The 24,961-nt window shown below is 64.8% G+C and carries 21 protein-coding genes; 7 read left to right on the top strand and 14 right to left on the bottom strand.

Going from position 1 to position 24,961, the window contains the following annotated elements; all coding sequences use genetic code 11:
* Positions 1–148 precede the first annotated feature (148 nt).
* Complete coding sequence (locus tag AC07ZH_RS15275) at positions 149–565, top strand: hypothetical protein (RefSeq protein WP_495200459.1); 417 nt, start codon at positions 149–151, stop codon at positions 563–565.
* On the opposite strand, the gene AC07ZH_RS15270 is transcribed toward AC07ZH_RS15275, so the two are convergent.
* From AC07ZH_RS15270 to AC07ZH_RS15255, 4 genes are read right to left on the bottom strand one after another with little or no spacing between them, the layout of a single operon-like run.
* Positions 537–1,727, bottom strand: a complete 1,191-nt coding sequence (locus AC07ZH_RS15270) for an ABC transporter permease (RefSeq protein ID WP_495200458.1) — start codon at positions 1,725–1,727, stop codon at positions 537–539. The genes AC07ZH_RS15275 and AC07ZH_RS15270 overlap by 29 nt on opposite strands.
* Entirely contained in the window at positions 1,727–2,902 is a 1,176-nt protein-coding gene (locus tag AC07ZH_RS15265; protein WP_495200457.1) for an ABC transporter permease, read from the bottom strand. Before AC07ZH_RS15265 ends, AC07ZH_RS15270 begins: the two co-directional genes overlap by 1 nt.
* A 41-nt stretch (positions 2,903–2,943) precedes the next feature.
* Complete coding sequence (locus tag AC07ZH_RS15260) at positions 2,944–3,927, bottom strand: HlyD family secretion protein (RefSeq protein WP_495200456.1); 984 nt, start codon at positions 3,925–3,927, stop codon at positions 2,944–2,946.
* A 3-nt stretch (positions 3,928–3,930) separates the two neighbouring features.
* Positions 3,931–5,334, bottom strand: coding sequence for a TolC family protein (locus tag AC07ZH_RS15255; RefSeq protein ID WP_495200455.1), 1,404 nt, complete (start codon positions 5,332–5,334; stop codon positions 3,931–3,933).
* Positions 5,335–5,447: 113 nt separating this feature from the next.
* On the opposite strand from AC07ZH_RS15255, the gene AC07ZH_RS15250 reads away from it, so the two are divergent.
* A complete protein-coding gene (locus AC07ZH_RS15250; protein ID WP_495200454.1) occupies positions 5,448–6,044 on the top strand; it encodes a TetR/AcrR family transcriptional regulator in 597 nt (198 codons plus the stop codon).
* Positions 6,045–6,057: 13 nt separating this feature from the next.
* Here AC07ZH_RS15250 and AC07ZH_RS15245 read toward each other — a convergent pair whose 3' ends face one another.
* The gene (locus AC07ZH_RS15245) at positions 6,058–8,373 is read right to left on the bottom strand and encodes a DUF1631 family protein (RefSeq protein WP_495200453.1); all 2,316 of its coding nucleotides are present in this window, start codon (positions 8,371–8,373) and stop codon (positions 6,058–6,060) included.
* Between the two features lie 102 nt (positions 8,374–8,475).
* Positions 8,476–10,554, bottom strand: a complete 2,079-nt coding sequence (locus tag AC07ZH_RS15240; protein ID WP_495200452.1) for a sodium-translocating pyrophosphatase — start codon at positions 10,552–10,554, stop codon at positions 8,476–8,478.
* Between the two features lie 206 nt (positions 10,555–10,760).
* Between AC07ZH_RS15240 and ppa the strand changes: the two genes are divergently transcribed.
* The 3 genes from ppa (at position 10,761) to AC07ZH_RS15225 (ending at position 15,388) form a co-directional block, all read left to right on the top strand.
* Positions 10,761–11,297, top strand: coding sequence for an inorganic diphosphatase (gene ppa, locus AC07ZH_RS15235; protein ID WP_495200451.1), 537 nt, complete (start codon positions 10,761–10,763; stop codon positions 11,295–11,297).
* Between the two features lie 193 nt (positions 11,298–11,490).
* Entirely contained in the window at positions 11,491–13,266 is a 1,776-nt protein-coding gene (locus AC07ZH_RS15230) for a methyl-accepting chemotaxis protein (protein WP_495200450.1), read from the top strand.
* Between the two features lie 373 nt (positions 13,267–13,639).
* Positions 13,640–15,388, top strand: coding sequence for a methyl-accepting chemotaxis protein (locus tag AC07ZH_RS15225; RefSeq protein WP_495200449.1), 1,749 nt, complete (start codon positions 13,640–13,642; stop codon positions 15,386–15,388).
* A gap of 93 nt (positions 15,389–15,481) precedes the next feature.
* Here AC07ZH_RS15225 and AC07ZH_RS15220 read toward each other — a convergent pair whose 3' ends face one another.
* On the bottom strand, positions 15,482–15,964 hold the full coding sequence (locus AC07ZH_RS15220) for an RrF2 family transcriptional regulator (protein WP_495200448.1): 483 nt from the start codon (positions 15,962–15,964) through the stop codon (positions 15,482–15,484).
* Positions 15,965–16,082: 118 nt separating this feature from the next.
* Here AC07ZH_RS15220 and AC07ZH_RS15215 point away from each other — a divergent pair, with 118 nt between their 5' ends.
* Together AC07ZH_RS15215 and AC07ZH_RS15210 are read left to right on the top strand one after the other, a co-directional pair.
* Positions 16,083–17,294 (top strand): NnrS family protein, encoded by a 1,212-nt coding sequence (locus AC07ZH_RS15215; RefSeq protein WP_495200447.1) that lies wholly within the window; start codon positions 16,083–16,085, stop codon positions 17,292–17,294.
* Positions 17,295–17,457: 163 nt separating this feature from the next.
* Positions 17,458–17,751, top strand: coding sequence for a DUF2249 domain-containing protein (locus tag AC07ZH_RS15210; RefSeq protein ID WP_119107512.1), 294 nt, complete (start codon positions 17,458–17,460; stop codon positions 17,749–17,751).
* Between the two features lie 63 nt (positions 17,752–17,814).
* Here AC07ZH_RS15210 and sufT read toward each other — a convergent pair whose 3' ends face one another.
* From sufT to AC07ZH_RS15175, 7 genes are all read right to left on the bottom strand, one after another.
* The gene (sufT, locus tag AC07ZH_RS15205; RefSeq protein ID WP_119107513.1) at positions 17,815–18,360 is read right to left on the bottom strand and encodes a putative Fe-S cluster assembly protein SufT; all 546 of its coding nucleotides are present in this window, start codon (positions 18,358–18,360) and stop codon (positions 17,815–17,817) included.
* The gene (sufU, locus tag AC07ZH_RS15200) at positions 18,360–18,833 is read right to left on the bottom strand and encodes a Fe-S cluster assembly sulfur transfer protein SufU (RefSeq protein ID WP_119107514.1); all 474 of its coding nucleotides are present in this window, start codon (positions 18,831–18,833) and stop codon (positions 18,360–18,362) included. The genes sufT and sufU overlap by 1 nt, the downstream gene beginning before the upstream one ends.
* Complete coding sequence (locus AC07ZH_RS15195; protein ID WP_495200462.1) at positions 18,830–20,110, bottom strand: aminotransferase class V-fold PLP-dependent enzyme; 1,281 nt, start codon at positions 20,108–20,110, stop codon at positions 18,830–18,832. The genes sufU and AC07ZH_RS15195 overlap by 4 nt, the downstream gene beginning before the upstream one ends.
* A gap of 1 nt (position 20,111) precedes the next feature.
* On the bottom strand, positions 20,112–21,323 hold the full coding sequence (locus tag AC07ZH_RS15190) for a SufD family Fe-S cluster assembly protein (protein ID WP_495200446.1): 1,212 nt from the start codon (positions 21,321–21,323) through the stop codon (positions 20,112–20,114).
* A 4-nt stretch (positions 21,324–21,327) separates the two neighbouring features.
* Positions 21,328–22,101 carry a Fe-S cluster assembly ATPase SufC gene (gene sufC, locus AC07ZH_RS15185; protein ID WP_495200445.1) on the bottom strand — a complete coding sequence of 258 codons (774 nt, stop codon included), beginning with the start codon at positions 22,099–22,101 and terminating at the stop codon, positions 21,328–21,330.
* Between the two features lie 33 nt (positions 22,102–22,134).
* Positions 22,135–23,589: a Fe-S cluster assembly protein SufB gene (sufB, locus tag AC07ZH_RS15180; protein WP_119107517.1), complete on the bottom strand. Its 1,455-nt coding sequence runs from the start codon at positions 23,587–23,589 to the stop codon at positions 22,135–22,137.
* A 141-nt stretch (positions 23,590–23,730) separates the two neighbouring features.
* Positions 23,731–24,957, bottom strand: a complete 1,227-nt coding sequence (locus tag AC07ZH_RS15175) for a GNAT family N-acetyltransferase (protein ID WP_495200444.1) — start codon at positions 24,955–24,957, stop codon at positions 23,731–23,733.
* Between the last annotated feature and the right edge of the window lie 4 nt (positions 24,958–24,961).

The raw sequence follows: 24,961 nt of genomic DNA, 5'->3' as shown, positions 1-24,961 counted from the left end.
CTGGTAGTGCGAAGGAGAGGAGTGCATCTGCTGACCTTAGAGGTTGGCAGGTGTTGCGCTTCAGTTTTGAATCCGCCGGGTATTTTTAAACAATAATGATTCGCATTTAGAATTGATTATTGCCTTTCCACTTCGAGGGGTTTGCACCATGCGCACCATTCCCATCATTTCGACCATAGCGACCGCCCCTCAGGAGCATGTCGCGCTCTGCCGCGCCTATGGCGCCGCGCAGGAGCGTTGCAGCCGCGTGATGGCCCAGCAGCGGGCTGACATTGCCCGGCTGGAGTCCGAAGTGATGCGCCTGCGTGCGGCAGTGGTGGTGCGCGACACCGCACTGGCGCTGGCGCGTGAGCAGGGGGCGGCGATGGCGGTTCCTGCCGGCAAGCGGCAAGAGCCGGGCCCGAGAGGGGCCGTGCGACTGCGTGCCTGGCAGTGGCTCACGCCCTGGTGGCGTGCGCCTGCGGCAGCGCCGAGGCATGCGCACGATGCGGCGGATCTGGCGACTGCCGAACTCATCGGCCGCCAGGGCGGCTGGCTCAGCCCTGGGCTGGACTGGCCGGGGTAGCGGCAGCGGTCTGTGCGGCAGCGCCCAAGAGCCGTGGTGCCGCCCGCGTCTTCCACCACAGCCCGGTCAGGCAGGCACAGAACAGGGCCAGTAAGGTGCCCAGGTAGGGCATGACGTCGGCGAGTGGCGCGCCCAGTTGGTTCAAGCGCAGCGATGCCTGCACGCCTGCGGTACTGGGAATCAGCCAGCGCAGCCATTGCAGGGGCAGGGGAAGCGCCTCCACCGGCCAGGAGAAACCCGCCAGAAAGACCATGGGCAGCGTGGTGAACAGCAGCACCTGCAGCGCGCGTTCGCGGTTGCCAAAACACAGGCCCAGCAGCATGCCCAGCGCCGCGTTGGTGGGCACGTAGCACAGCAGCAGCACCAGCGCGCCCCAGGGGTTGCCGCCGCGCGGGTAGTCCTGCCAGGTGAAGATCCAGCCGAAATAAAGCAGCCCGCTCATCAGCCCCAGTGTGCACAGCGCCAGCAGGCGCGCCACCCAGACACTGCGTGGTGCGCGGTGCTCGCCGTGCTCGACCCAGGTGCCGGCCAGCATGGCCGCGCCCATCAGCAGGGTCTGCTGCAGGATCAGCAGCGCCACGGCGGGCACCACGTAGCTGCCATAGCCCTCGGTGGGGTTGAACAGGGCCACCGTCTGCAGTTGCACCGGGCTGCGGCTGGCGCGCGCCTGCAGCGCGCTTTGGCCGTGCGCCTCCAGCATGCGGATTTCGACGGCTGCCGAGGCGGTGCCGACGGCTTCGGCAAAGCCACGCTGCACCGCTTTGTTGATGAGGGCATAGGCGCCATTGGCTTCGACGTTGACCACGGCCGCCTCGTTGCGCAGCACCTTGCGCTGCAGGTCGGCGGGGAGCACGGCGTAGCCGCCAATGGCGCCGCTCCACAGCGCCTCGCGCGCTTCGTGCTCGTCGCCGGTGACGAGCGTGACGGCGATGTTGGGGTCGGCCTGCGCCAGCCGTGTGATCTGGCGCGAGAGGCTGGAGTGATCGAGGTCCACCACCGCCACTGGCATCTGCGTGGCCACCTCGGTGGCGTAGAACCAGGGGTAGAAAAAGCCGTACAACACAGGTGCGGCGACCAGCAGCAGGACCACGCCCTGGTCGCGCACGACCCCCCGCAGAGCGTCGTACCAGGCGCACAGGGCGCGTTTGAACCAGGATCTCATCAAAGTTTCCCCCAGCTGCGCGGCTGGCCCAGCGTGCGCAGCAACAGCGGTATGCACAGCGAGAACGCGACCACGGTGGCCACCAGCAGGCCGGCCATGGTGGCGGCGCTGGAGGCAATCGGCGCGCCCATTTGCAATTGCCCGGTTTGCAGGGCGATGTAGTGGGTGAAGGGCATGGCCAGCGCCCAGGCGCGGGCGCTGGGCGACATGGCCAGCAGCGGGTAGGCCACGCCGCTGAAGGCAAAGGCCGGTGCCGAGAAAAAGCCCGTGCCCGACAGCGCCATGCGCAGCGAGCGCGTGGCCGCGGCCAGCAGCGCACCCAGCGCGATGGACAGCCCCACCAGCAGTGCCATGCCGGCGGCAACCCAGGGGAGGCTGCCAGCCGCGTGCCAGCCCCGGCCCCAGGTCAGCCACACCAGCGAGAGCAGGCCAACCAGCGTCAGGCTGATCCAGGGCCAGAGCAGCTTGCCCAGCAGCGCGCCGGCGGTGCGGGCGGCGCAGGTGCTGTGCCCGAGCCAGTCGCCCAGGCTGCACTCGCGCAGTTCACGGCCTACCGTCCAGGCGCCGGCCGTCATGGCCAGGATGTGCAGCAAGGCGGGAATCAGGGCCGATGCCAGAAACAGCTCGTAGTTGCCGGCCACGTTGAACAGGCCGACGAGCTGCGTGTGGATGGGCTCCATGCTGACCCGCGCAGCCAGGGCCGATTCGCCCCGCTTGGCGCGCGCTGCGAGTTCCACGCCGGCCGAGAGCGTGCCCACGGCCATGCGCACATCGCGCTGGATCAGGCCCGAATGCGTGCCCAGTTGCGCGTTGTGCAGCAGCGTGACAGTGCCGACGCGGCCTTGCTTGATGTCGCGTGAGAAGCCGCGCGGCACCACCACCACGGCGTCAATGTCCATGCTGCGCAGGGCCGCCTGCGCCTCCAGGCTGCCGTTCACGGGGCGCGCCACGTGCAGGCCGGGCGTGGCGTCCAGCATGCGCGTGAGCTGGCGCGAGAAGGCGGAATGGTCTTCGTCCTGCACGCCGATGGGCAGGCCGTGCGGCACGCCGGCAGAAAAGATCCACCACATCAGCGCCACGGCCAGCAGCGGCACCCAGGTGATCATGGCCAGATCCCAGGGGCTGCGCGCCAGACGCTGGGCTTCGCGCCGGGCACTGTGTACTATTGAATTCATAGCTGGCAGCGCATATAGGTATTGCGCTAGATGCCTATTTATTAGGTATTTTTCACCAGCACGCTCATGCCGGGGCGGGCGCCCGGCACGGCGGCGAGGGGGCGGGCGCGGACTTCGAAGGTGCGCACGTCAAAGCCCTGGCCGGCACGCGTGGCGCGCCAGGTGGCGAAGTCTGGCAACACGCTGTTGGCATAGACCTTGAAGCGCACGGTCTGCGACCCCAGGGCGGGCAGGGTGGCGTCGAACTCGCTGCCCACGGCAAAGCGCTTGAGCCGGTCTTCGCGCACGTTGAGCACCACCCACTGGTCCGACAGATCGACCACCGACACCACGGCCACGCCCTGGGGCGAGAGCTCGCCCACGTGCGCCAGCACCTTGGCCACTTCGCCCGCCACGGGGCTCTTGAGTTCGGTCTCGGCCTGCGCGGCCTGCACCTCGGCCACCACGCCCGCCACCTGGCGGGCCTGTGCGGCGGCGGCGGCCTGGTCTTCGGGGCGGGCGCCAGCGCGCGCCATGTCGTACTGCGCCTTGGCGGCGAGCGCCTGGTCGCGGCTGGCCTTGCGGTTGGCGTCGGCCTCGTCGCGCTTCTGCGTGGCGATCAGGCCTTCGCGGGCCAGGCCTTCGACGCGGCGAAACGAGCTGTCGGCCAGGTCGGCGGCGGTTTGGGCGCGCTGCCAGGTCAGGCGCGCCATTTCGATCTCTTGCGGGCGTGCACCGTGTTCGGCCTTGCTGGCCACGGCCTGCGCCGCCGCCTGGGCGGCCGTGGCCTGGGCCATCTTGGCGGCGACTTCGGGGCTGTCGAGCCGCACCAACGGCGTGCCGACGGTGATCTGGTCGCCTTCTTTCACCAGCACCTGTGCAATGCGGGCGCTGAGCTTGGGGGCGATATCGGCTTCGCGTGCTTCCATCTGGCCCTGGAACACTTCGGGCGCGGGCTGCGACGCACGCCACAAGCCATAGCCGGTGAAGGCGGCCACGGCCAGGCCGAGGGTGACTGCGGCAGCGGTTTTTGTTTTTGCGTTCATTTTTTAGTTCACCTTGACGTCGGCTCGCGCCATGTAGTTTGCAAATTCATCGGACAGGCCGCTGCTCTCGAGCAGCGCTGCCAGCGCCAGTACATAGTCGTGCGCGGCCTGGGCGCGTTCGGTTTGCACCTTGGCGTTGTTCAATTGGGCGTCGATCAGGTCCAGCGTGGTGCTGGTGCCCTCGCGCAGGCCGGCCTCGCGCAGGCGCAGGACTTCGGCGGCCAGGTCTACACCGGCCTGCTGGGCGAAATACTGGCGCCGGGCTTGCTCCAGCGCCAGCCAGTTCTTTTCGACCAGCAGGGCAATGTCGCTGCGGGCCTGTGCGCCGGTGCGCTCGGCCTGGTCGATCTGCGCCTGGGAGGAGGCCTCCAGGGCATTGCGGTCGATGGAATCCCACAGCGTCCAGCGCACGGCAATGCCGGCCACCCAGTCAGCGTTGCCGCTTTTGATTTCGCGCTGGCCAAAGGCAAACACCTGCGGGCGGCGCAGCGCTTCTTCGGCCTTGTGCAGTTCACTGGCCTGCGCCTTCTTGGCGGCGACTTTGGCCAGGCCTGGGTGGTGCGCAAGAGCGGCGTCTATGAAGTAGGGCAGCGGCTCGACCGGCTGGCTGATGACAAACAGCGGGCTGGTGGGCTCCAGGCGCTCATCGGCACGGGCTGTTCGGGTGAGCGCGGTGGCGGCCAAGTCGGCGTCGTCGCGGGCTTTTTGCGCGTTCTTGCGGGCGTCTTCCAGGGCTGAGCGGGCTTGCAGGCGCTCGACTTTGGCGATCACGCCGGCGTCCAGCATCTTTTGCGCAGCGGCGTCGTGCTGCTCGATGCTGTGGAGGGCCGCTTCGCGCAGCGCAGCCGCGCGGTTGGCCAGCTGCGCACCAAAGTAGCGCTGTACCAGCAGCGAGGCCAGTTCGTCGCTCACGCGCGTGCTGTCGGCTTGCGCTTCTCGGGTACGGGCGTCGGCCACGCCGCGTGCGGCCTGCGTTGCGCCGCCGAGGTAGATCGGCCAGACGGCGTTGACCGAGGCCGTGGTGTCCGTTTGGTGGCGGTTGAGCGTGTAGCTGGCCGGCAGGTGGGGCAGCTGCGCCACCATGCCGCCCAGTTGCGGCGGCAGTTGCGCGAGGATGCCTGGCAGCGCCTGGCCCAGCGGGTTCAGATCCAGGTTCAGGTTGGCGTTGTAGGCGTAGGTGGCGCCGGTCAGGCTCACGCTGGGGCCGCCCAGGCGCTCGATCGCGCGGCGCTGCTGCGCGGCACTGTCCACCGCCAGGTGCGAGGCGGCCAGCCGGTCGGAGGCATCCACCATGTGCTGCAAGGCGGTGGAAAAGTCCATGGGCTGTGCAAAGGCCGGTCCGGCCAGCAGACACAGCGTGGCAAGGCTGGTGATGAAGCGCGCGGTGGGCGCCAATTGCGGTTTCATGTGGGCGTACGGTGTAGTGGCAAGAATTGGTACTTCATCGTACCAAGCAGGCGCGAATGATCTGGGAAATATGTGGTACTGTCAAGTACCAATCGTCTCGTACGAGGAAAAAGATGAACGAACACGGCAACGATGCCAATACGCACCGCGCCCGCCTGCTCGATGGCATGGCGCGCAGCGTCGCCGAAAAAGGCTATGCAGAAACGACCATTGCCGACATCGTGCGCCAGGCCGGCGTCTCGCGCCGCACCTTCTACGAACATTTCGGCGACAAGGCCGAGTGCCTGATGGCTTTGTACGTGGCCGCCACCGACGAGGCGATCGCTGCACTGCGCGCTGCCATCAACCCCAGTAGCAACTGGCAGTCGCAGGTGGAGCAGGCCATGGCGGCGTACCTGGCCGCCCTCGCCCGCAACCCGGTGCTGCTGCGCACTTTGTTCATCGACATCCTGGGCCTGGGTGCCAGTGGCCTGGCGGTGCGCAGCCGGGTGCACCAGCAACTGGCGGCCTTGATGCTCGAAGTGGTGAACCAACGCCCCGGCGCCCGCCTGCGCAAATCGCCATTGCAGCCCACCATGGCGCTGGCGGTGGTGGGCGGCATCCATGAACTGGTGCTGCAGGCCATCGAGCAGGGGCGCGTTCATGAGTTGCATACGCTGGTGGCACCGGCCAGCGCTTTGCTGCGGGCGGCGATTTCATCGGAGTTTTAGATCGTGAACGTTCTTAGATTCCGTCGCCTGTCTCCAGGCTGTTGCGCAGGGCGGTTTGCGCCACGGCGTCGAGTGCACCAGCCACCACGGTCTGCCCGGAAATGACCCGCAGAGTGCCTCGGGCGATCAGCTTGTCGAGCAACCGCCGGGTCATCGATTGGGTGTGGCCATAGGCGTTGGTGAACAGGAACAGGTTGCCGTGCGATCCAATCCACGACAGCTGTGTGCGCTCCCATTTGTCATTCACCAGCAGGGTGACCCAGGTTCCAACGTCCATCGCCAGCGTGGGCGCCGAAGGTGTGGATGGACGGCGGGCTTCATCGTCTTCAGGGCTTGTGGGCTGGTGGCCCAAGGGCTCGCCCATGAAACCGGATTCGGCAGCTTCGGATGGCGCAATCCAGGGTTCGTCTGTTTCCAAGGTGGAGGCATTGCTGCGCTTGGGGGGCGTGGGCGCGTTGGACGCAGCTTCTTCCGTGCGGCCGGGCACAAAAGCCTGCTGGTGCAACTGCATCAGCAACTCGAAGAACTTATGGGTCTCGGCGGCTGGATAGTCGATGGCGGCAAGGCCGGCATGCAGTCTGGACAGCAGCTTGGGCACAAGGCGGCCGAGGCGGCCCACGTTGATGCGGGTGAGCTTGGGTTGCGCACTCCAGAGCAGCGCATCGACCGCTTCGCGGTAGCGCCCCGGGTCGTTGCTGCCACTCTGGTCGCTCAGCCGCGCCTGGGCCATCACCTGGGTCCAGGGGCCCAGGAGGAAACGCGCAATCTCGGCCGGGATCGCATCGATTTGGGGCAGTAACCGCATCTCCTGCGACATCCTGGCGGCCAGCAGGTTGCGCTGCTCGGCGTGGCGCAGGGCCTCGATGGCGCGCAGCCGTTCGTTTTCGCGCTTTTTCTCGCGCGTGGCCCAGGCGTCCAGCAATTGCCCCAGGGCGTGCGCAAAAGGCTCCTGGTCTTCAATGGGCGAGTGGGTCAATGGGCCTACCACGTCGATCAGCGGCTGCATGAAGCTCTCGAAACCTTGGGCTTCGAGGCTGTCAAAGGCCAGGCTGCGGTCCGTCATTTCCTGCAGCAGGCGGCGAGCGGGGTGGTCTTTGTCACTGAAAAATCGTGGGTCGGCTACCGCCAGTTTCAGTAGGGCAGGCTCCAGTTGTTTCACGAGTTGCTGGACCGGCCAGAGCAGGCGGCCATCGCGCGCGATGTTGTCGAGCATGAGGGCCACCACTTCCATGCTCAAGGCTTGGCCGAGCGCCGTTTTGGCGCTGCGCGGTGCGATGGCCGTCGCGGCCGGGGTGCTCAGCGGGCCCCGACTGCCCAGGCGTTTCATCATGTGGTCCACCTGCTGCATCTCCTGGAGCGCCTCAAAGGCGGCGGGCACCGTGATGTCGAAGTCTGGCGGGGGCGCAGCCATGTTGGACGGTGGGCTCTCGAACTCGCGCGAGAACCGTTCAGAAAATGGCATTTCAGGCGCTGGACCATCGGCCAGCTCACCCGTCAGCAAACGGCGCAATTGGTGCAGTGTGAGCCGGGTGGAGTCAGGGCCGGCCGTGGGGGCAGCCTCTGCCGTGGGCTGTGCACTGCCCATGCGCCATGGCGCGGTTTCGGGACCAAACCCAGGTGCGTGGCCTTCTTCGCCTATGGGCTTGATGTAAACGTAGTTGCCGCCTTGCTGGCGCACCGCATACCCGGCAGGCTTGATGCCGCTTTCCTGCATCTGCGCGATCAGTTGGAGGTACAGGGCCCGAAGCTCGGCGCCCATGGCCTCGGCCAGGTGGGTCATCCAGTCCCGCCGCACTGTGTCGGACGGCTGCATCTGCCCGACGATGGTTTGCAAGGCCTGCAAAAAAAGCTCGGGTTGCAGGGGATTGTGCCCAGGGTCCACGCTCGATTGCCCTTGCGCCGCACTCATGAGCGCATTGAGCTCGGTCAACGGCGTGGCCACGGCTTCGGTGAGCAGTTGCCTTGCCCGCGCGCGTTCCACGCTCTCGCTCAGTTGCGATTCGTCCATCAGCTCCAGTTCGTCAAACTGCACCGAGAAAAGCGAGCGTGTCGCCGCTTGCTGCCGGTCGGCGCCTTTGGCAATCGCCTGCTCCAGGGCGTTGGGGAACCGCTCGCACATGACAAAGCTGACGCGCGCCAAGTGTTGCCGCGCGTGCATCGCGCTGTGGCTCTCGCCGGGAGTGCGCGCCTGGTCTTCGCGCGCTTGCAAGGCCCTGCGGGTGGATTCGATGGCGCGCTCCAGCAGATGCCCGGACTGCGCCAGCGCGGTGCGCACCAGTACGGTGTAGACCTCGACATCGGGGCCGGCGGGAGGTGAGGCGCGTTTCATGGGGGTATCTTTCTTCAATCTTGCTCGCCCGGCGCATCGAAAAAGGGGCCGAAGCCCCTTTGTGTCAAAAACCGGTTTTAGCGGCCGGGCAGCCTGTGTGCTTCAACCTGCGTGGAACTTCACCACCAGCGGCACGATGAGCAGCGCCACGATGTTGATGATCTTGATCAGCGGGTTCACGGCCGGACCAGCGGTGTCTTTGTAGGGGTCGCCCACAGTGTCGCCGGTCACAGCGGCCTTGTGCGCCTCAGAGCCCTTGCCGCCGTGGTGGCCGTCTTCAATGTACTTCTTGGCATTGTCCCAGGCACCGCCCCCGGTGCACATGGAAATGGCGACGAACAGGCCGGTCACGATCGTGCCCATCAGCAAGCCACCCAGCGCCTTCGGGCCGAGCAGCAGGCCGACCAGAATCGGCACCACCACCGGCAGCAGGCTGGGGACGACCATTTCCTTGATGGCGGCTGTCGTGAGCATGTCGACGGCCTTGCCGTACTCGGGCTTGGCCGTGCCTTCCATGATGCCCTTGATGTCGCGGAACTGGCGGCGCACTTCCACCACCACGGCGCCGGCGGCGCGGCCCACCGCTTCCATCGCCATGGCACCGAACAGGTAGGGAATCAGGCCGCCGATGAACAGGCCGATGATGACCATCGGATCGCTCAGGTTGAAGTCGATCGTCTGCCCGTAGCTTGCAAGCTTGTGGGTGTAGTCGGCAAACAGCACCAGCGCGGCAAGGCCAGCCGAACCGATGGCGTAGCCCTTGGTCACGGCCTTGGTGGTGTTGCCCACGGCGTCCAGCGGGTCGGTAATGTCGCGCACGCTGCTGGGCATCTCGGCCATTTCGGCAATGCCGCCGGCGTTGTCGGTAATCGGCCCGTAGGCGTCGAGCGCCACCACGATGCCGGCCATGCTGAGCATCGACGTGGCCGCCACGGCAATGCCGAACAGCCCGGCGAGCGAGTACGACACCAGGATGGCGGCGCAGACAAAGATCACCGGCCAGGCGGTGGAACGCATCGACACGCCCAAGCCGGCAATGATGTTGGTGCCGTGGCCGGTGGTGGATGCCTGCGCGATGTGCTGCACCGGCTTGTACTGCGTGCCGGTGTAGTACTCGGTGATCCAGACCAGGGCCGCGGTCAGCACCAGGCCGGTGGCGCAGGCGCCAAAGAGCTTCATCTGCGCACCCGTGCCGCCCAGGGCGTTGTCCGGGATGATCCAAGTGGTGACGAAGTAGAAGGCGATGAGCGAGAGCACGCCGGCAATCGCCAGGCCCTTGTACAGCGCCGGCATCACGTTCTTCATGCCAGGCGAGGCCTTGACGAAGAAACAGCCGATGATGGAAGCCACGATGGACACGGCGCCCAGCGCCAGCGGGTACATCACGGCGTTGACCGGAGCGGCCGTCAGCATCAGCGCGCCCAGCACCATGGTGGCAATCAAGGTCACGGCGTAGGTTTCAAACAGGTCGGCGGCCATGCCGGCGCAGTCGCCCACGTTGTCGCCCACGTTGTCGGCAATCACGGCCGGGTTGCGCGGGTCGTCCTCGGGGATGCCCGCCTCGACCTTGCCCACTAGGTCGGCGCCGACGTCAGCACCCTTCGTGAAGATGCCGCCGCCCAGTCGGGCGAAGATGGAGATCAGCGATGAGCCGAAGGCAAAACCGATCAGCGGGTTGAGCAGGCCAGCGAGCGACTTGTCGGCCACTGGGTTGCTGCCCACCAGGAACCAGTAAAAGCCGGTGACGCCCAGCAGCCCCAGGCCCACCACCAGCATGCCGGTGATGGCGCCGCCGCGGAAAGCGACATCAAGTGCCGGGCCAATGCCCTGCGTGGCAGCCTGCGCCGTGCGCACGTTGGCGCGCACCGACACGTTCATGCCAATGAAGCCGCAGGCGCCCGAGAGCACGGCGCCAATGACAAAGCCAACGGCCGTTTTGCCGTCAAGGAAAACGCCAATGAGAATGGCGAGTACCACGCCGACGATGGCAATGGTCTTGTACTGACGTGCCAGGTAGGCGGCGGCGCCGGCCTGAATGGCGGCGGCAATCTCCTGCATACGGGGGTTGCCGGGGTCTTTGCCCAGAATCCAGCTGCGGGCCCAGAAGCCGTAGGCTACGGCAATCAGGCCACAGATGAGGGCAAGGATGAGGGGGAAATTCGACGCTGTGGTTCCAGCCATTCTTATTGCTCCAGGGTGTTGTTTCGCACGGAAGGAGACTCAACGCATGGGGAGGGTCTCCGCTGCGTTGCTTCCTCGTGCTCCTCTCCTGGAGACGATTGGCCAACTTCGACAATTTACTCCCAAAACACGGCGTGAAAGCCGGGTGCAAGGGGTCGGTTGGTAAAATCAGGGTTAATCACTAGTCTTCCAACTGAAAAACAACCATGTCCCTCAATAGCGTCACACCCGGCAAGAATGTTCCTGAATCCTTCAACGTGGTCATCGAGATTCCCATGGATTCCGACCCCATCAAGTACGAAGTGGACAAGGCATCGGGAGCGATCTTTGTTGACCGTTTCATGACGACGGCCATGTACTACCCATCGAACTACGGCTATGTGCCCCAGACCCTCAGCGGCGACGGCGATCCGGTAGACGTGCTGGTCATCACGCCGTACCCGCTGCACCCCGGCGTTGTCGTGCCCTGCCGTGCGTTGGGCATCTTGAAGATGGAAGACGAAGCCGGCATCGACGGCAAGGTGCTGGCCGTGCCCACCAACAAGGTACTGGCGATGTATTCGGCCTGGAAAAATATCGAGGATGTGAACCCCGCGCGCCTCAAGGCCCTGAGCCACTTCTTTGAGCACTACAAAGATCTGGAAGAAGGCAAATGGGTCAAGGTGCTGGGCTGGGAAGGCATTGAATCGGCACACAAGGAAATCATCGAAGGCCTGGCCAACTATGCCAAGGCCCACGGCTGAGATCGCCCGATTCTTGACAGGCGCCTGACGGCACGCCTGCAAAAGCACGCCCACCGCATGGTGCGCGTGCTTTTTTGATGGATTACCCGATGCAGCTTCGGGTAGGGCGGGGCTAGACTGGACAAATTGTTACCACTTCGGGCCCGGCGAACTTGCGAGACCAGCGCATGCAAGCGGACAGGGCTTTGCTTCCATGACCTTCCTTCGCTTTTCCAACCTGCGCATCGGAACCAAGCTTGCCGCGGGCTTTTTCGTGGTCGTATTGCTGACATTGGCACTTGGCGCGGTGTCACTGGTGCAGCTCGCGCGCATGCAGGCTCAGACACAGGAGCTTGCCAATCGCCTGATGCCCAGCGTAGACCAGGCAGGCCAATTGCGCGTGCTTATCAACCGTATGCGGCGTGCGGAAGCTGGCTTGATCACAGCGCGCAATACCGACGAGGTGACGGCCCTGGTGCAGCAGATTGGTGCGCGAGCCAGTGACATGGGCAAGCTCGACAAGCGGCTCCAGGTGCTGATGTCGAGCCCCCAGGAAGTCACTGCCTTTGGCCAATACGCCGAGCAAATGGCAGCCTACCTGAAAGTGCAAGCCGATCTGCTCGATATTGCCAAGGGCATCGATTTCACTACGGCCGAGATGGTCGAGATGACGTCGCGTGCGCTGGAAGACAAGTACGCGGGCGAATCGGCCAAGAGCTTTGCGGCTGCAGATGAAGCGCTTGGCCGACTGTCGAATGTCGCCGCCGCATCGGCGGATGCAGCGCAGTTGCGCGCCGGATTGGTGTTCGTGAATGCACGGGTGGCGGTTGCCGTGGCCCTGGGTCTTTGCGTCGTGCTGGCTGTGGCGTTCGCCGTGCTCATCGCTCGCAGTGTCTCGCGCCCCGCAGCGCAGGCGGTGGCGGCGGCGCGCGCCATGGCAGCGGGGAATCTGGCGGAAGCGATCCCGGCAGGAGGCAAAGACGAAATGGGTCAGCTGCTCGCTGCGCTGACAGAAATGCGCGCCAATCTCGCGCGTGTCGTGGCCAGTGTGCGCAGCGGGTCGGAGGGAGTGGCTGCGGCAAGCTCTCAGATCGCCTCGGGCAACCACGATCTGTCCGCCAGAACGGAGCAGCAGGCCAGCGCCCTGGAAGAAACCTCGGCTTCCATGGAAGAGCTTGGCTCGACCGTGCGGCAGAACGCCGACAGCGCGCGGCAGGCCAACCAGCTGGCGCAGAGCGCATCGCAGACGGCTGTGCAGGGCGGTGAAGTGGTCGCCCAGGTGGTGCAAGCCATGCAAGGCATCAACAGCAGCAGCGCCAAGATTGGCGACATCATCGGCGTCATTGACGGTATTGCGTTTCAGACCAATATCCTGGCACTCAATGCCGCCGTGGAAGCCGCCCGTGCGGGCGAGCAAGGCCGAGGGTTTGCCGTGGTGGCGAGCGAGGTGCGCAGCCTGGCGGGCCGCAGCGCCGATGCTGCCAAGGAGATCAAGGCCTTGATCGGCGCCAGCAGCGAACAAGTGGAGCAAGGCAGGCAATGGGCCGACAAGGCCGGCACCGCCATGACGGGCGTGGTGGACGCCATCCGGCGCGTGAGCGATATCGTCGGCGAGATCACTGCCGCCAGCAGCGAACAAAGCGAGGGTGTCTCGCAGGTCGGTGAGGCCGTCACGCAAATGGACCAGGCGACGCAGCAAAACGCTGCTTTGGTCGAGCAGATGGCCGCCGCCGCCAGCAGCCTCAAAGCACAGGCCGGCGAGCTGGTACAGGCCGTGGCGGTGTTTCAACTCGCGCCCGGGGGACAAGGCGGCAAAGCACCCGTAGCCACGCCGTTTCTCCAGGCAGCTCGGCCCAAGGGGCCAGGGCGTACCGAAGAACTGCCGTCGCCGCCTTCTCAAAAGGCCAAGGCTGTGCTTGCGCCGATCCCGACTGCGGGGCCCGCCGCGCGCATCGCGGGAGCATCGAGCGGCGAGTGGGAATCTTTCTGACACGCTGGAATTTTTGTTGAAATTCTTCGATTGCGCTTTTCTGTATTAGATTTATAGCTATACTTGTTATAGCGCTATTCGGTGGATCGGTGCTGTACACGGTTGCGGCGGTTGCGGCGCAAGCCACGGACTTGGGCCCCCGAAGTGCAGGCGTCTGTTCTCCAGGCACCCGATTCGAAGTCCGCTTTCAGTTCTCCGCTTTCACGGGCTTGCCGGGTATGGCGCTCCCGGCCGGCACTCGCTGTGTTCTACAAAGAAAGTGCCGCGACAGGGTCGTCAGCTTGACACGTGAACACGTTCTAAAGCCAGCAAGCGTTGCCGCCAAGAGGTAGGATCACAGCGTCTATTCAAGCCGAACTACAAGGGGCTCACCATGACCGTATTCAAACAGCTCAGTATTTCACGGCGCCTCACAGGACTCGTGGTATTTGCCTTGCTGGCCATGCTGGTGCTCGCTGGGGTCCTCATGGTGTCCGAGCGCAGCCTGATCATGCACGAGCGTGAGAACAGCGTGCGCCAGGCGGTGGAAACCGCCTATGGCGTGATTGCCCACTTTCAGGAGCAGGCGAGCAAGGGAGCCATGACGGAAGATGAGGCCAAACAGCGTGCCAAGGACGCGGTGCGCGCGCTGCGCTACAGCGGCACCGAATATTTTTGGATCAACGACATGCATCCAACCATGCTGATGCACCCGATCAGCACCAAGTTGGAGGGGCAAGATCTCAGTGGCAACAAGGATCCCACGGGCAAGTTTCTTTTTGTGGAATTTGTCAATACGGTGAAGCAAAACGGCTCCGGCTTTGTCAACTATATGTGGCCTAAGCCGGGGAGCACTGACCCAGTGGCAAAGGTTTCTTTTGTGAAAGGTTTTGCACCTTGGGGCTGGATTGTGGGCTCCGGGGTCTATGTGGACACGGTGCAGGTGACGTTCATGGGCCGTGTGCGCGAGGCCGCGGCGATTGCCTTGGCCCTGGCCTTGGTTCTGGGGCTGATCGGTTGGTGGGCCACGCGTAGCATCCTGACGCAATTGGGGGGTGAGCCTGCGCTGCTGAACGCCATTACCAACCGGATCTCCGAGGGCGACCTGGCTGTCGAGATTCCCCCTGCCGATGAGCGCAGCGTCCTGCATGGCATTGCAGCCATGCGCGACAGCGTGGTGCGCATCGTGACACGCGTGCGCGAGGGCTCGGAGAGCGTGGCAATCGCAAGCGCTGAAATCGCCCAGGGCAACCACGATTTGTCAGCGCGGACGGAGCAGCAGGCCAGCGCACTCGAAGAAACGGCGGCTTCCATGGAAGAACTCGGAAGCACCGTGCGCCAGAATGCCGACAACGCCCGCCAGGCCAACCAACTGGCCGTGAGCGCATCCGGCGTCGCGCAGCAGGGCGGTGAGACGGTCGCTCAGGTGGTTGAAACCATGAAGGGCATCAACGACAGCAGCCGCAAGATTGCCGACATCATTGGTGTCATTGATGGCATTGCCTTCCAGACCAACATCTTGGCGCTGAACGCGGCGGTCGAGGCCGCCCGGGCCGGCGAGCAAGGCCGCGGCTTTGCCGTGGTGGCCAGCGAAGTGCGCAGCCTGGCAGGCCGCAGCGCGGACGCGGCCAAGGAAATCAAGGCGCTGATTTCCGCCAGCGTCGAGCGTGTCGAGCAAGGTAACGAACAGGTCGGCAAGGCCGGTGCCACGATGAACGAGGTCGTGGCCGCGATCCGCCGCGTGACCGATATCGTCGGGGAGATCAGCGCTGCCAGCAGCGAGCAGAGCTCCGGTGTCTCGCAAGTCGGCGAGGCGGTCACGCAAATGGACCAGGCCACCCAGCAGAATGCCGCGCTGGTCGAACAGATGGCTGCTGCGGCCAGCAGCCTCAAGGGGCAGGCGGACGACTTGGTGCAGTCCGTGGCGGTGTTTCGGCTTGCGGCCGGTAGCACCGTTGCCCGTGCGCCGATGGCCCCGCCAGTGCGCAAGGCCACACCGGCCGTCACAGCGCCCCAGCCCAAAGCTCAGACACGCATTCCTGCCAAACCGGTGGCACGGACCTCTGTTGCCGCGCCAGCGCCCAAACCTGCAAAGCCCATCAAAGGGGCAGCGGAGGCGGACGATGAATGGGAGTCGTTCTAAGCGGTTTATTTACCTGAAAAGTGCTTCTGGCGCTTTTCAGGTAAACGCTTGCAGCTATTGAATAAATAGCAAGAAAGGGTATCCTCTGCGCCGTTAACCGCGTGCCGGAACGGCTGCTGCAGGCGTACGCCGCGACAGGCTGATGATGGTGGGTGCGCCTATGGGCTGCGCAGCGTCTTCTGAGACCAGGTCGGCGAGCGTGGCGCCATCGAGTTCGCGCAGGTACGAGGCCAGCGCGCGCTGAAAGAGTTTTTTCAAACGACAGGCGGGGCTCAGGCGGCAGGTGTTGGAGTTTTCGTCGAAGCATTCGACCATGCGAAAGTCACTTTCGCACCAGCGCACGACTGCGCCTATGCCGATCGCAGAGGGTTCGAGCAGCAGGCGTACACCACCGCCGCGGCCGCGGGTGGTTTCAAGCAGGCCATGGCGCGCCAAGTCGTTGACGATCTTCATCAGATGGTTTTTCGACAGCGTATGGCTTTTCGCCAGCTCGGCGATGGTCACGCGTCTTTCTCGGTGCTGTGCGCAGTACATCAGTACGCGCAAGGTGTAATCGGTATAGCTGGCAAGACGCATGGTGGGCTGAAAGGCACAGGCAGTTGATAAAAATCGCCATGCACCGTAAGATACATATAAAATGCATCTTATAACCGAGACCGCTGCAACGCAAGAGCATCTAGTCAATACTGAACCCATGAAAACTACCCTTCCTCCCTTGGTCGGCGCTGGTGCCAAGGCGCCTGCCAAAAAAGCCTTGTACGGCTGGCCGGTGCTGCGCCTGGGTTTTCGCCCTTTTTATATCGTTGCGGCAGCCCTGGCTTGCATCGCAGTACCGCTGTGGGTGGCGGCCATGTTGGGTGCCGTCACACTGCACCTCGCGGTGCCGCCGATGCTGTGGCATGCGCATGAAATGCTGCTGGGTTTTGCGACCGGCGTCATCATGGGCTTCCTGCTGACGGCGGTGAAAGCCTGGACCGGGCTGCAAACGCCTCGTGGTGCGCCACTGGGCGCCCTGGTGCTGCTCTGGCTGGCAGCGCGGGTCGCCGCCTGGGTGGCTCCGTACCCGGTGTATGCCGCGCTTGATGTGGTGCTGCTGCCGATTGTGGCCATCATCATGGTGCGGGTGTTGCTGCGCGCTGGCAACAAGCGCAACCTGCCATTGGCGGGTATTTTGATTCTGTTGTCCCTGGCGAATCTGGCGTTTCACCTTTCGGTCATGGGCCTGGTGCCGTTTCAGCCCTCCAGCGCGCTGTATGCGGCGCTTGGGCTGATCGTGATGGTCGAATGCGTGATGGCGGGCCGGGTGATTCCGGCATTCACGATGAGCGTGAACCCAGGGTTGAAAATCACCGTGCCGAAATGGCTGGAACGCAGCGCATTGGCCTTCACGGCCGTGGGGCTGGCGCTGTGGGTGTTTGCGCCGGCAGGCTGGCTCACCTTTGCCGTGCTGGCCGCCGCCGCTGCCTTGCAGTTGGCGCGCATGCTCCACTGGCAGACACTGGCGACGCGCACACGGCCGATTCTCTGGATTCTGCATGCCGCATACGCATGGATTCCGGTGGGCCTGGCCTTGCTGGCGCTGGCCCAGCCAGGCTGGGTATTGGTGTCGCTTGGGGTGCATGCGCTGGCGGTGGGCGCCACGGGTGGTCTCATCATTGGCATGGTGACGCGCACTGCGCGTGGGCACACGGGCCGGCCATTGCAGGCATCGCGCGCCGAGGTGCTGGCCTATGTGCTGGTCATGGCGGCTGCCGTGCTGCGCGTCCTGGTGCCGCTGGTGGCACCGCAGTGGTACACGCATGCGCTGGTGTGTGCGGCCACGGCCTGGACGACCGCATTTGTGATTTACCTCGTGATGTACGTTCCCTGGCTGACGAGTACCCGGCTCGATGGCAAGGACGGCTGATCGGCTTGTTTTTCTTTTCCTTAGGACTTGCGCAAAATTGTTCCAGCAAGGCGCTCTGACGCAGACAGTGCAAGCGCACGGCAAGGAAGAGCAACGCTGCTGGGGCGATTTTGCGTAAATCCTGTTCCTTATTCTCTTGTTGAAACCCTGAAGAAAGGCTCCCATGCTTCCTACCCAATCGCCCGTGATTGATGTTCGTGAAATTCCCCCGCCGCAGCGCCACTCGACCATTTTTGGCCGTTTTGACGAGTTGCTGCCTGGCGAAGCCGTACAAATCATCAGCGACCACGACCCGCGCCCGCTGCGCCACCAGTTCGATTCGCGCACGCCAGGCCAGTTTCAGTGGGCCTACCTTCAATCTGGACCCGACCAGTGGCGCGTGCTGATCAGCAAGCTGGAGATGCCGGAAGATGCGGAAGAGCACTCCTGCTGCTCGGGCGGCGCTTGTGGCGGCTGAGAAGCGTTTCAGGAATAAAAAAGGCGCCCCTGAGGCGCCTTTTTTATTGGGGACTGTCTGTGTTTACATGCCCATGGACAACATGGCTGCTTCCGACATGCGCGAGCGGTCCCAGGGCGGGTCGAACACCATGTTGACGGTGATCTCGCCGACGCGCGGGATCGCCAGCACCTTGTCGCACACCTCATCGGCAATCGCCTCGCCCATGCCGCAGCCGGGCGCGGTGAGCGTCATGTCGATGAGCGCGCGCACATCGCCGCCTTCCATGGGCTCCAGGTCACAGCGGTAGACGAGGCCCAAGTCCACGATGTTGACCGGAATCTCCGGGTCGTAGCAGGTCTTGAGGGTGTTCCAGATCAGGCCGCTGACATCGTCAATTTCAACGTTCTCGGGGTGTTCGACTTCGGCGGGCGGCTCCTTGCCAATGGCGTCGGCATCACTCCCCTTGAGGCGCACCAACTGGCCCTCGACGACCAGGGTGAAGTTGGAGCCCAGCGCCTGGGTCACCTGGGCCCAGAGCCCGCTGGGCAAATCCATGGGCGTGCCATCAGGGATGCGTTCGACCGTCACAGGCCGATTAATCAGCACGTCTTCGCGCATGCGTTTCATCATGGTGTTTCTCCTTCCGTGGATACCGGGGCTGCAGGCGCGGCCGGGTTGCTGGCAATGGCATGCATCAGCGCATGCCAGCCTAGTAGCGCGCATTTGATGCGGCTGGGGTAGCGGCTGACGCCGGCCAGGCTCACAAGCTTGCCGAGCGGGGCGACGTCGGCACTTTCCTCCCCGGTCAGTACGGCGCGAAAGTGCTGTTGCAGCGCCTGCGCGGTGGCAATCTCCTGGCCCTTCACGGCCTCGCTCATCATCGAGGCGGAGGCCATGCAGATGGCGCAACCCTGGCCGTGAAAGCGGATGTCTGCGAGGCGCCCATCCGCAATATTCAGTTCTACGGAAAGGTCGTCGCCACAAGACGGGTTGGTGCCACGTGCCTGGTGCGTGGGCGCGGGCAAATGGCCGAAGTTGCGCGGCGCACGTTTGTGCTCCAGCACCAGTTCCTGGTAGAGGTCGGTTTCGGCACTGCTCATCGCAACAGCTCCAGCGCTTTGGCCACGCCGGCGACCAGGCGCTCGACTTCTTCTGGTGTGTTGTAGAGGGCAAACGACGCGCGCGTCGTCGGCCCACAGCCCAGATGCTCCAGCAATGGCTGGGCACAGTGGTGGCCGGTGCGCACGGCGACGCCCTGGCCGTCAAGCAGCGTGCCGATGTCGTGCGGGTGAACGCCTTCGGTCACGAAGGAGACGATAGCGGTGTCCTGGGTATCGGGTGACAGCACACGCAGGCCGGGCAGGGCGGCGAGGCCTTGTACCGCTTGGTGGCGAAGCGCATGCAAATGCTGGTCGATGGCGCTGCGGCCTACGGCGTCTATGAATTTGGCCGCTGCCGCCATGCCAATGGCGCCGCCCACATTGGGCGTGCCAGCCTCCAGCCGGGCGGGTAGCGCGGCAAAGCTGGCGTCGGTGAAGCTCACCCACTCCACCATGTCGCCACCCAACCGCAGCGGGGCGAGCTGTTCAAGCGCGTTGCGCGTACCCACGAGGGCGCCGGTGCCCATGGGGCCGTACATCTTGTGCCCCGAGAAAACGAGGAAATCGCAGGGCAGGGCGGAGATATCGGGCACGGCATGGGCGGCCACTTGCGCAGCGTCCAGCACCGTCAATGCGCCGGCTTGGCGTGCCAATGCCAGCAGCTCGGCCACGGGCGGGCGCTCGCCAGTGGCGTTGGCGCAGGCGGTGACGGCAAACACGCGTGTGCGCGGGCTCAGCAGGCGTGCCAGATCTTCTGCGTGCAAATGGCCTTCGGCGTCGGGCAGCAGGATGCGCAGCACCGCGCCACTCTCGCGCGCCGTGCGCTGCCAGGGCAGCAGGTTGGCGTGGTGCTCCAGGCCGCTCACGATGATTTCATCACCCTGCTGCAGAGGCTTGCCTCCACCAGCATGTGCAGACAGCCCATGCGCCACAAGGTTGAGCGATTCGGTCGTGCCCGAGGTGAACACCAGTTCGTGCTCAGCCCCCGCACCGACAAAGCGCTTGAGTTCGGCGCGCGCGGCGTCGTAGGCGTCGGTGGCGCGCTGGCTGAGCGCGTGCACGCCGCGGTGGATATTGGCGCGGTCGTGGCGCTCGAAATGCTGGAGCGCGTCGAGCACCGGCTGGGGCATTTGCGTGGTGGCCGCGTTGTCCAGATAAGCGAGCGGGTGGCCCTGAATATGCTGGGAGAGCACCGGAAACAGGGCGCGCAGCCCGGTAACGCCGGACGGACTGGTGGGCGCCGCGCCGGATGTGCTGAGCCAGCGAGCGGGGAGCATGTCACCCATGGCTTGTCTCCAGCACTTGGCGCAGCACGCCTTGAAGGGCATCACCTTGCGTCAGGATATCGAACGTGGTGGTGTCGGTGAAGCAGCGCGACAGCAAGGCGTTGGCCATGCCCTCGATGATGAGCGAGCGTGCGGCGCTCGCGTCCAACCCGCGCTGGCGCGCGTAGAACAACGCATCTTCGGGCAAGGCGCCCCAAGTGGCGCCATGGGCCGCCTGCACGTTGTCGTGGTAAATCTCCAGGTGTGGGCGCAGCACCAGACGGGGCTGGCCTCCCAGCGGAATGCCTGCCAGGCGCTGGTGCACGTCGGCTTCGTCCGAGCCGGGCGCAATGTGCGTGTTGGCGTTGGCCACCGTGTGCGCCTTGCCGCTTGCCAGCACCAGGGCCTCGCTGTGGCTGGTGGTCCGCGCTGCGGCATGGCGCATGAAGACCTGCTGCTCAAACTGCGTGCCGGCCGCGCAGGTCAGGCCTGCAATATGGGCCGACGAGCCCGCGCCGCCGAGCAGCACCTGGCTGCGCTGCAGGTGGTAGCGGCTGCCGCCGGCGACAAAAGCCTGGACGTAGCGGGCGTCCTCGCCGATCTGGGCGTGAACGATGTGCGCGCAGCGGTCGTCCGCATGCGGTGCGACGACGCGCAGGTGCTGCAGGCTGGCACCCCGGGCGAGGCGCACATGTAGTTGCAGGTTTTGTACCTTCCCGCCAGAGGCTGCCGTGTCGCCCGCGAGGTGGAGCTCGCGCAGGACACAGTGCGCCCCTTCGGCAATGTCGAGCACCAACAAGGGCGCCTCCACCTGGCCCGTGGGCTGGTGGCGCAGTTCAAGCTGCGTGGGTTGCTGCACTGTGCCCGCCTCTACCCGCAGGCGCAGGCCCGCAGTGCACAGGGCGCGGTGCGCCCATGCAAACGGCGCGGCATCATCGTCGCCCGGCAAATCCAGGCCCGCAAACAGATCGGCGCGCTGCGCGGTGTCGGTGGCGGCCAGCGTGCGTGCCGTGGTGCCGGTGGGTGTGCCGCCGGCAAGCGTGGTGAGGGTCCAGCCACTGCTGTTCCCTGAGGGGGCTGCTTCACCCTGCTCCAGCCAGAGTGCAGCCGGTGGCGGCGGCAGGTGGCGGAAGGATTCGTTCTTTGGTGCCACCCAGCCGGTGGCAGCCAGGTGCTCACGGGCCATCAACATGGCCTCGTGTGCGGTGATGGGGCGGATGTTCATGGTCTCAAGCCTCTGCCAATTCGGGCGCCTGCACAAAACCGGTGCGTGCAATGCGCTGCGCCAGGGTGATGTCGCCGCGCTCGGCGATCTGGCCGTCCGCGAGGCGCAGCACGGTGTCGGGTTGCAGCGACTCAATCAACTGCAGGTAGTGCGAGACGACGATGAAGGCCGTGCCTTCGCTGCGCAGGCGCTGCACCAGCTCGACGACAGCGCGCACGCCGTCCACGTCCATGCCCGAGTCGATTTCGTCGAGCACCGCCAGGCGCGGACGCAGCAAGGAGAGTTGCAGCAGTTCGTTGCGCTTCCTCTCACCGCCCGAAAAGCCATCATTCACCGGGCGGTTGAGCATGTTTTCTGGCAGGCCGAGTGTCGTGGCGGCGGCCTTGGCGCTGCCGAGAAAGTCGTACGCGTCCTGCGGGTCTTCGCCACGCGCGGCGCGCACGGCATTCATGGCGGTGCGGATGAACAGGTTGTTCTTGACGCCCGGAATTTCGGGGGGCGCCTGGAACGACAGGAACAGCCCGGCGCGGGCGCGGTCCTGGGGTTCCATGGCCAGCAGATCAGCGCCGCCAAAGCGCGCCGTGCCGTTGGTAGCGTGGTAGGCCGGATGGCCTGCGAGCGCCAGGCCCAGCGTGCTTTTGCCGCTGCCGTTGGCGCCCATCAGCACCACGAGTTCGCCGGGGGCGACATCCAGGCTGATGGATTGCAGGATGGTTTTTTCGCCAATGGCAACGCGCAGGGCGTCCAGTTGCAGCAGGGGGGTGGTAGAGGTGGTCATGGGGTGTTCCGACTTTTCTAAGAATGTTCTGGCTCAGCCAACCGAGCCTTCGAGCGAAACCGCGAGCAGGGCCTTGGCTTCGAGCGCGAATTCCATCGGCAGCTCTTCGAGCACCGACTGGCAGAAACCACCGACGATAAGCGCTGTTGCGTCGTCGGGGGCAATGCCGCGCTGCTGGCAGTAGAACAAGCGGTCCTGCGAGATGCGCGTGGTGGTGGCTTCGTGCTCTACCACGGCGTCGCTGCGTGTGGTGTCGATGTAGGGGAAGGTGTGGGCGCCGCACTTGGGGCCAATCAAGAGCGAATCGCACTGCGTGTGGTTGCGTGCATTGGCCGCACCGGGGGATATGCGCACCAGGCCACGGTAGCTGTTTTGCGCGTTGCCGGCGCTGATGCCCTTGGAGACGATGCGGCTGCTGGTGTTCTTGCCCAGGTGGATCATCTTGGTGCCGGTATCCGCCTGCTGGAAGTGGTTGGACACGGCAATCGAATGGAACTCGCCGCGCGAATCGTCGCCGCGCAGCACCACGCTGGGGTACTTCCAGGTGATGGCCGAGCCGGTTTCAATCTGCGTCCAGGCGATGTGCGAGCGCTTGCCGGCGCACAAACCCCGCTTGGTGACGAAGTTGTAGATGCCGCCCAGGCCGTTCTCGTCGCCGGGGTACCAGTTCTGCACCGTCGAATACTTGATGTAGGCGTCGTCGTGCGCCACCAGCTCCACCACGGCGGCGTGCAGCTGGTTCTCGTCGCGCTGCGGCGCCGTGCAGCCTTCAAGGTAGCTCACGTGGCTGCCTTCCTCCGCAATGATGAGCGTGCGCTCGAACTGGCCCGTGCCTTTGGCGTTGATGCGGAAGTACGAGGACAGCTCCATCGGGCAGCGCACGCCCTTGGGGATGTAGACGAAGGAGCCGTCGGAAAACACCGCCGAGTTCAGTGCGGCGTAGTAGTTGTCACCCACCGGCACCACGCTGCCCATGTAGCGCTCAATCAGTTCCGGGTAGTGCTCGACGGCGTGCGAGAACGAACAGAAGACGACGCCGACTTTGTGCAGTTGCTCGCGGAAGGTGGTGCCCACGGAGACCGAGTCGAACACCGCATCCACTGCCACGCCCGCCAGCCGTGCGCGCTCGTGCAGCGGCACGCCGAGCTTCTCGTAGGTTTCGAGCAGTTTGGGGTCCACATCGGCCAGGCTCTTGGGGCCGTCCTTGAGCGACTTGGGGGCCGAGTAGTAGCACAGCGCCTGCAGGTCCACCGGCTCCATGCGCACATGCGCCCACTCGGGCGTTGGCATGGTCAGCCAGCGCTCGTAGGCGGCCAGGCGCCACTTCAGCAAAAATTCGGGCTCGCGCTTGCGCAGCGAAATGGCCCGAATCGTGCCCTCGTCAAGGCCTGGCGGCAATGAGTCTGACTCGACATCCGTGACGAAGCCGTGGCGGTAGGGGCGCTCCAGCGCCTGCGCCAGAGGCGCTGCCTGGTCAGACGCGCCCATGGCAGACCTCAGAGGTTGGGACGCTGGAAAGAATGGTTTTGGTAGCAATGGGCATCGTGGTCATGGCTTGTTTTATTAGATGTAGATAATATGCATCTTTAGGTGAACTGGCAACTCAAAAGCAGTACCTCCGCGTTGCAATCAGGGGTTTGCAACCCTCTGTGTTGCCGCGCGAAACGGCGTGCGACCCTCCAATTCTTCCAGGTACGCCGCCACGCCGGCATCCTCGCGCTCCAGGAAGTGCTCCACTGCATCGGCAAAGGCGGGGTGGGCCAGCCAGTGGGCGCTGTGTGTGGCGACCGGCATCAGCGCGCGGGCCATTTTGTGCTCCCCCTGCGCACCGCCTTCGAAGGCAGCAAACCCATGCGCTATGCACCAGGCGAGTGGCTGGTAGTAGCAGGCATCAAAGTGCAGGCTGTCCACACGCTCCAGCGCCCCCCAGTAGCGGCCATAGGCTGTTGGTGGCGAAAAATCCAGGTCATTTTGGCCTCCAGCGCTTGATGGATATGCGCTGACAGCTATCAAACTGCTAGCGATCGCTTTGCCTTCACGCTCGGCAATGAACAGCAGCCAGGCGCCCGGCATGTCCTGCGCCATGCGCTCAAAGAACGGGCGGCTGAGGTAGGGCGGGTTGCCGTGCTCCAGGTAGGTGCGTTCGTAGCAGCGGTAGAAAAAATCCCAGTCGGCAGCGGAAATGTTCGACCCGAGCGCCCAATGAAAGCGCACACCCGCGTCCCGCACGCGGCGTTGCTCCTGGCGAATTTTCTTGCGCTTGTCCTGGGTGAGGGCGCCGAGAAAATGGTCGAAATCGTGGAACTTGCCGCCGCCGGGCGCACGGTTCTTCCAGTGAAATTGCACGGTGGTGCGCTGCATCAGCCCCACACTTTTACACGCCGCCATGTCCGCATCGCTGCCAAAGAGCAGGTGCAAGGACGACAAGGACTGCTCCTCGCACCAGGCCACCACCGCGCGGAGCAGCGCCGTGCGTGCCGCCTCGTCGCGCGCCAGCAGCCGGGCTCCCAGCACCGGGGTGAACGGCACAGCCATCAGGGCTTTGGGGTAGTAGCGCAGGCCGTGCTCCTGGTAGGCGCGCGCCCAGGCCCAGTCGAACACGTATTCGCCGTACGAATGTTCCTTGAGGTACAGCGGGCAGGCGGCGATCAGATGGCCTTCCTGCTCCAGCGTGACATAGTGCGGGTGCCAGCCGGTGGCGGGCACGGCAGCGCCGCTCGTGTGCAAGGCCGCGAGGTACTCGTGGCGCATGAAGGGGGTCGCGTGCGCCTGCTGCGCCAGAAGGGCGTTCCACTCTGCAGCGTCCAGCGCCAGCGGACTGGTGTGCACGCGGGTGATAATGCCTTTTTCAGCCATGCAG

The organism is Simplicispira sp. GW247-4R2A (assembly GCF_059424465.1).
This window is presented reverse-complemented; position numbering and strand designations above follow the sequence as displayed.

Bases quoted from the DNA above. Each gene is read 5' to 3' on its own strand.
- AC07ZH_RS15275 (WP_495200459.1), top strand. From the start codon at position 149: ATGCGCACCATTCCCATCATTTCGACCATAGCGACCGCCCCTCAGGAG.
- AC07ZH_RS15270 (WP_495200458.1), bottom strand. From the start codon at position 1,727: ATGAGATCCTGGTTCAAACGCGCCCTGTGCGCCTGGTACGACGCTCTG.
- AC07ZH_RS15265 (WP_495200457.1), bottom strand. From the start codon at position 2,902: ATGAATTCAATAGTACACAGTGCCCGGCGCGAAGCCCAGCGTCTGGCG.
- AC07ZH_RS15260 (WP_495200456.1), bottom strand. From the start codon at position 3,927: ATGAACGCAAAAACAAAAACCGCTGCCGCAGTCACCCTCGGCCTGGCC.
- AC07ZH_RS15255 (WP_495200455.1), bottom strand. From the start codon at position 5,334: ATGAAACCGCAATTGGCGCCCACCGCGCGCTTCATCACCAGCCTTGCC.
- AC07ZH_RS15250 (WP_495200454.1), top strand. From the start codon at position 5,448: ATGAACGAACACGGCAACGATGCCAATACGCACCGCGCCCGCCTGCTC.
- AC07ZH_RS15245 (WP_495200453.1), bottom strand. From the start codon at position 8,373: ATGAAACGCGCCTCACCTCCCGCCGGCCCCGATGTCGAGGTCTACACC.
- AC07ZH_RS15240 (WP_495200452.1), bottom strand. From the start codon at position 10,554: ATGGCTGGAACCACAGCGTCGAATTTCCCCCTCATCCTTGCCCTCATC.
- ppa (WP_495200451.1), top strand. From the start codon at position 10,761: ATGTCCCTCAATAGCGTCACACCCGGCAAGAATGTTCCTGAATCCTTC.
- AC07ZH_RS15230 (WP_495200450.1), top strand. From the start codon at position 11,491: ATGACCTTCCTTCGCTTTTCCAACCTGCGCATCGGAACCAAGCTTGCC.
- AC07ZH_RS15225 (WP_495200449.1), top strand. From the start codon at position 13,640: ATGACCGTATTCAAACAGCTCAGTATTTCACGGCGCCTCACAGGACTC.
- AC07ZH_RS15220 (WP_495200448.1), bottom strand. From the start codon at position 15,964: ATGCGTCTTGCCAGCTATACCGATTACACCTTGCGCGTACTGATGTAC.
- AC07ZH_RS15215 (WP_495200447.1), top strand. From the start codon at position 16,083: ATGAAAACTACCCTTCCTCCCTTGGTCGGCGCTGGTGCCAAGGCGCCT.
- AC07ZH_RS15210 (WP_119107512.1), top strand. From the start codon at position 17,458: ATGCTTCCTACCCAATCGCCCGTGATTGATGTTCGTGAAATTCCCCCG.
- sufT (WP_119107513.1), bottom strand. From the start codon at position 18,360: ATGAAACGCATGCGCGAAGACGTGCTGATTAATCGGCCTGTGACGGTC.
- sufU (WP_119107514.1), bottom strand. From the start codon at position 18,833: ATGAGCAGTGCCGAAACCGACCTCTACCAGGAACTGGTGCTGGAGCAC.
- AC07ZH_RS15195 (WP_495200462.1), bottom strand. From the start codon at position 20,110: ATGCTCCCCGCTCGCTGGCTCAGCACATCCGGCGCGGCGCCCACCAGT.
- AC07ZH_RS15190 (WP_495200446.1), bottom strand. From the start codon at position 21,323: ATGAACATCCGCCCCATCACCGCACACGAGGCCATGTTGATGGCCCGT.
- sufC (WP_495200445.1), bottom strand. From the start codon at position 22,101: ATGACCACCTCTACCACCCCCCTGCTGCAACTGGACGCCCTGCGCGTT.
- sufB (WP_119107517.1), bottom strand. From the start codon at position 23,589: ATGGGCGCGTCTGACCAGGCAGCGCCTCTGGCGCAGGCGCTGGAGCGC.
- AC07ZH_RS15175 (WP_495200444.1), bottom strand. From the start codon at position 24,957: ATGGCTGAAAAAGGCATTATCACCCGCGTGCACACCAGTCCGCTGGCG.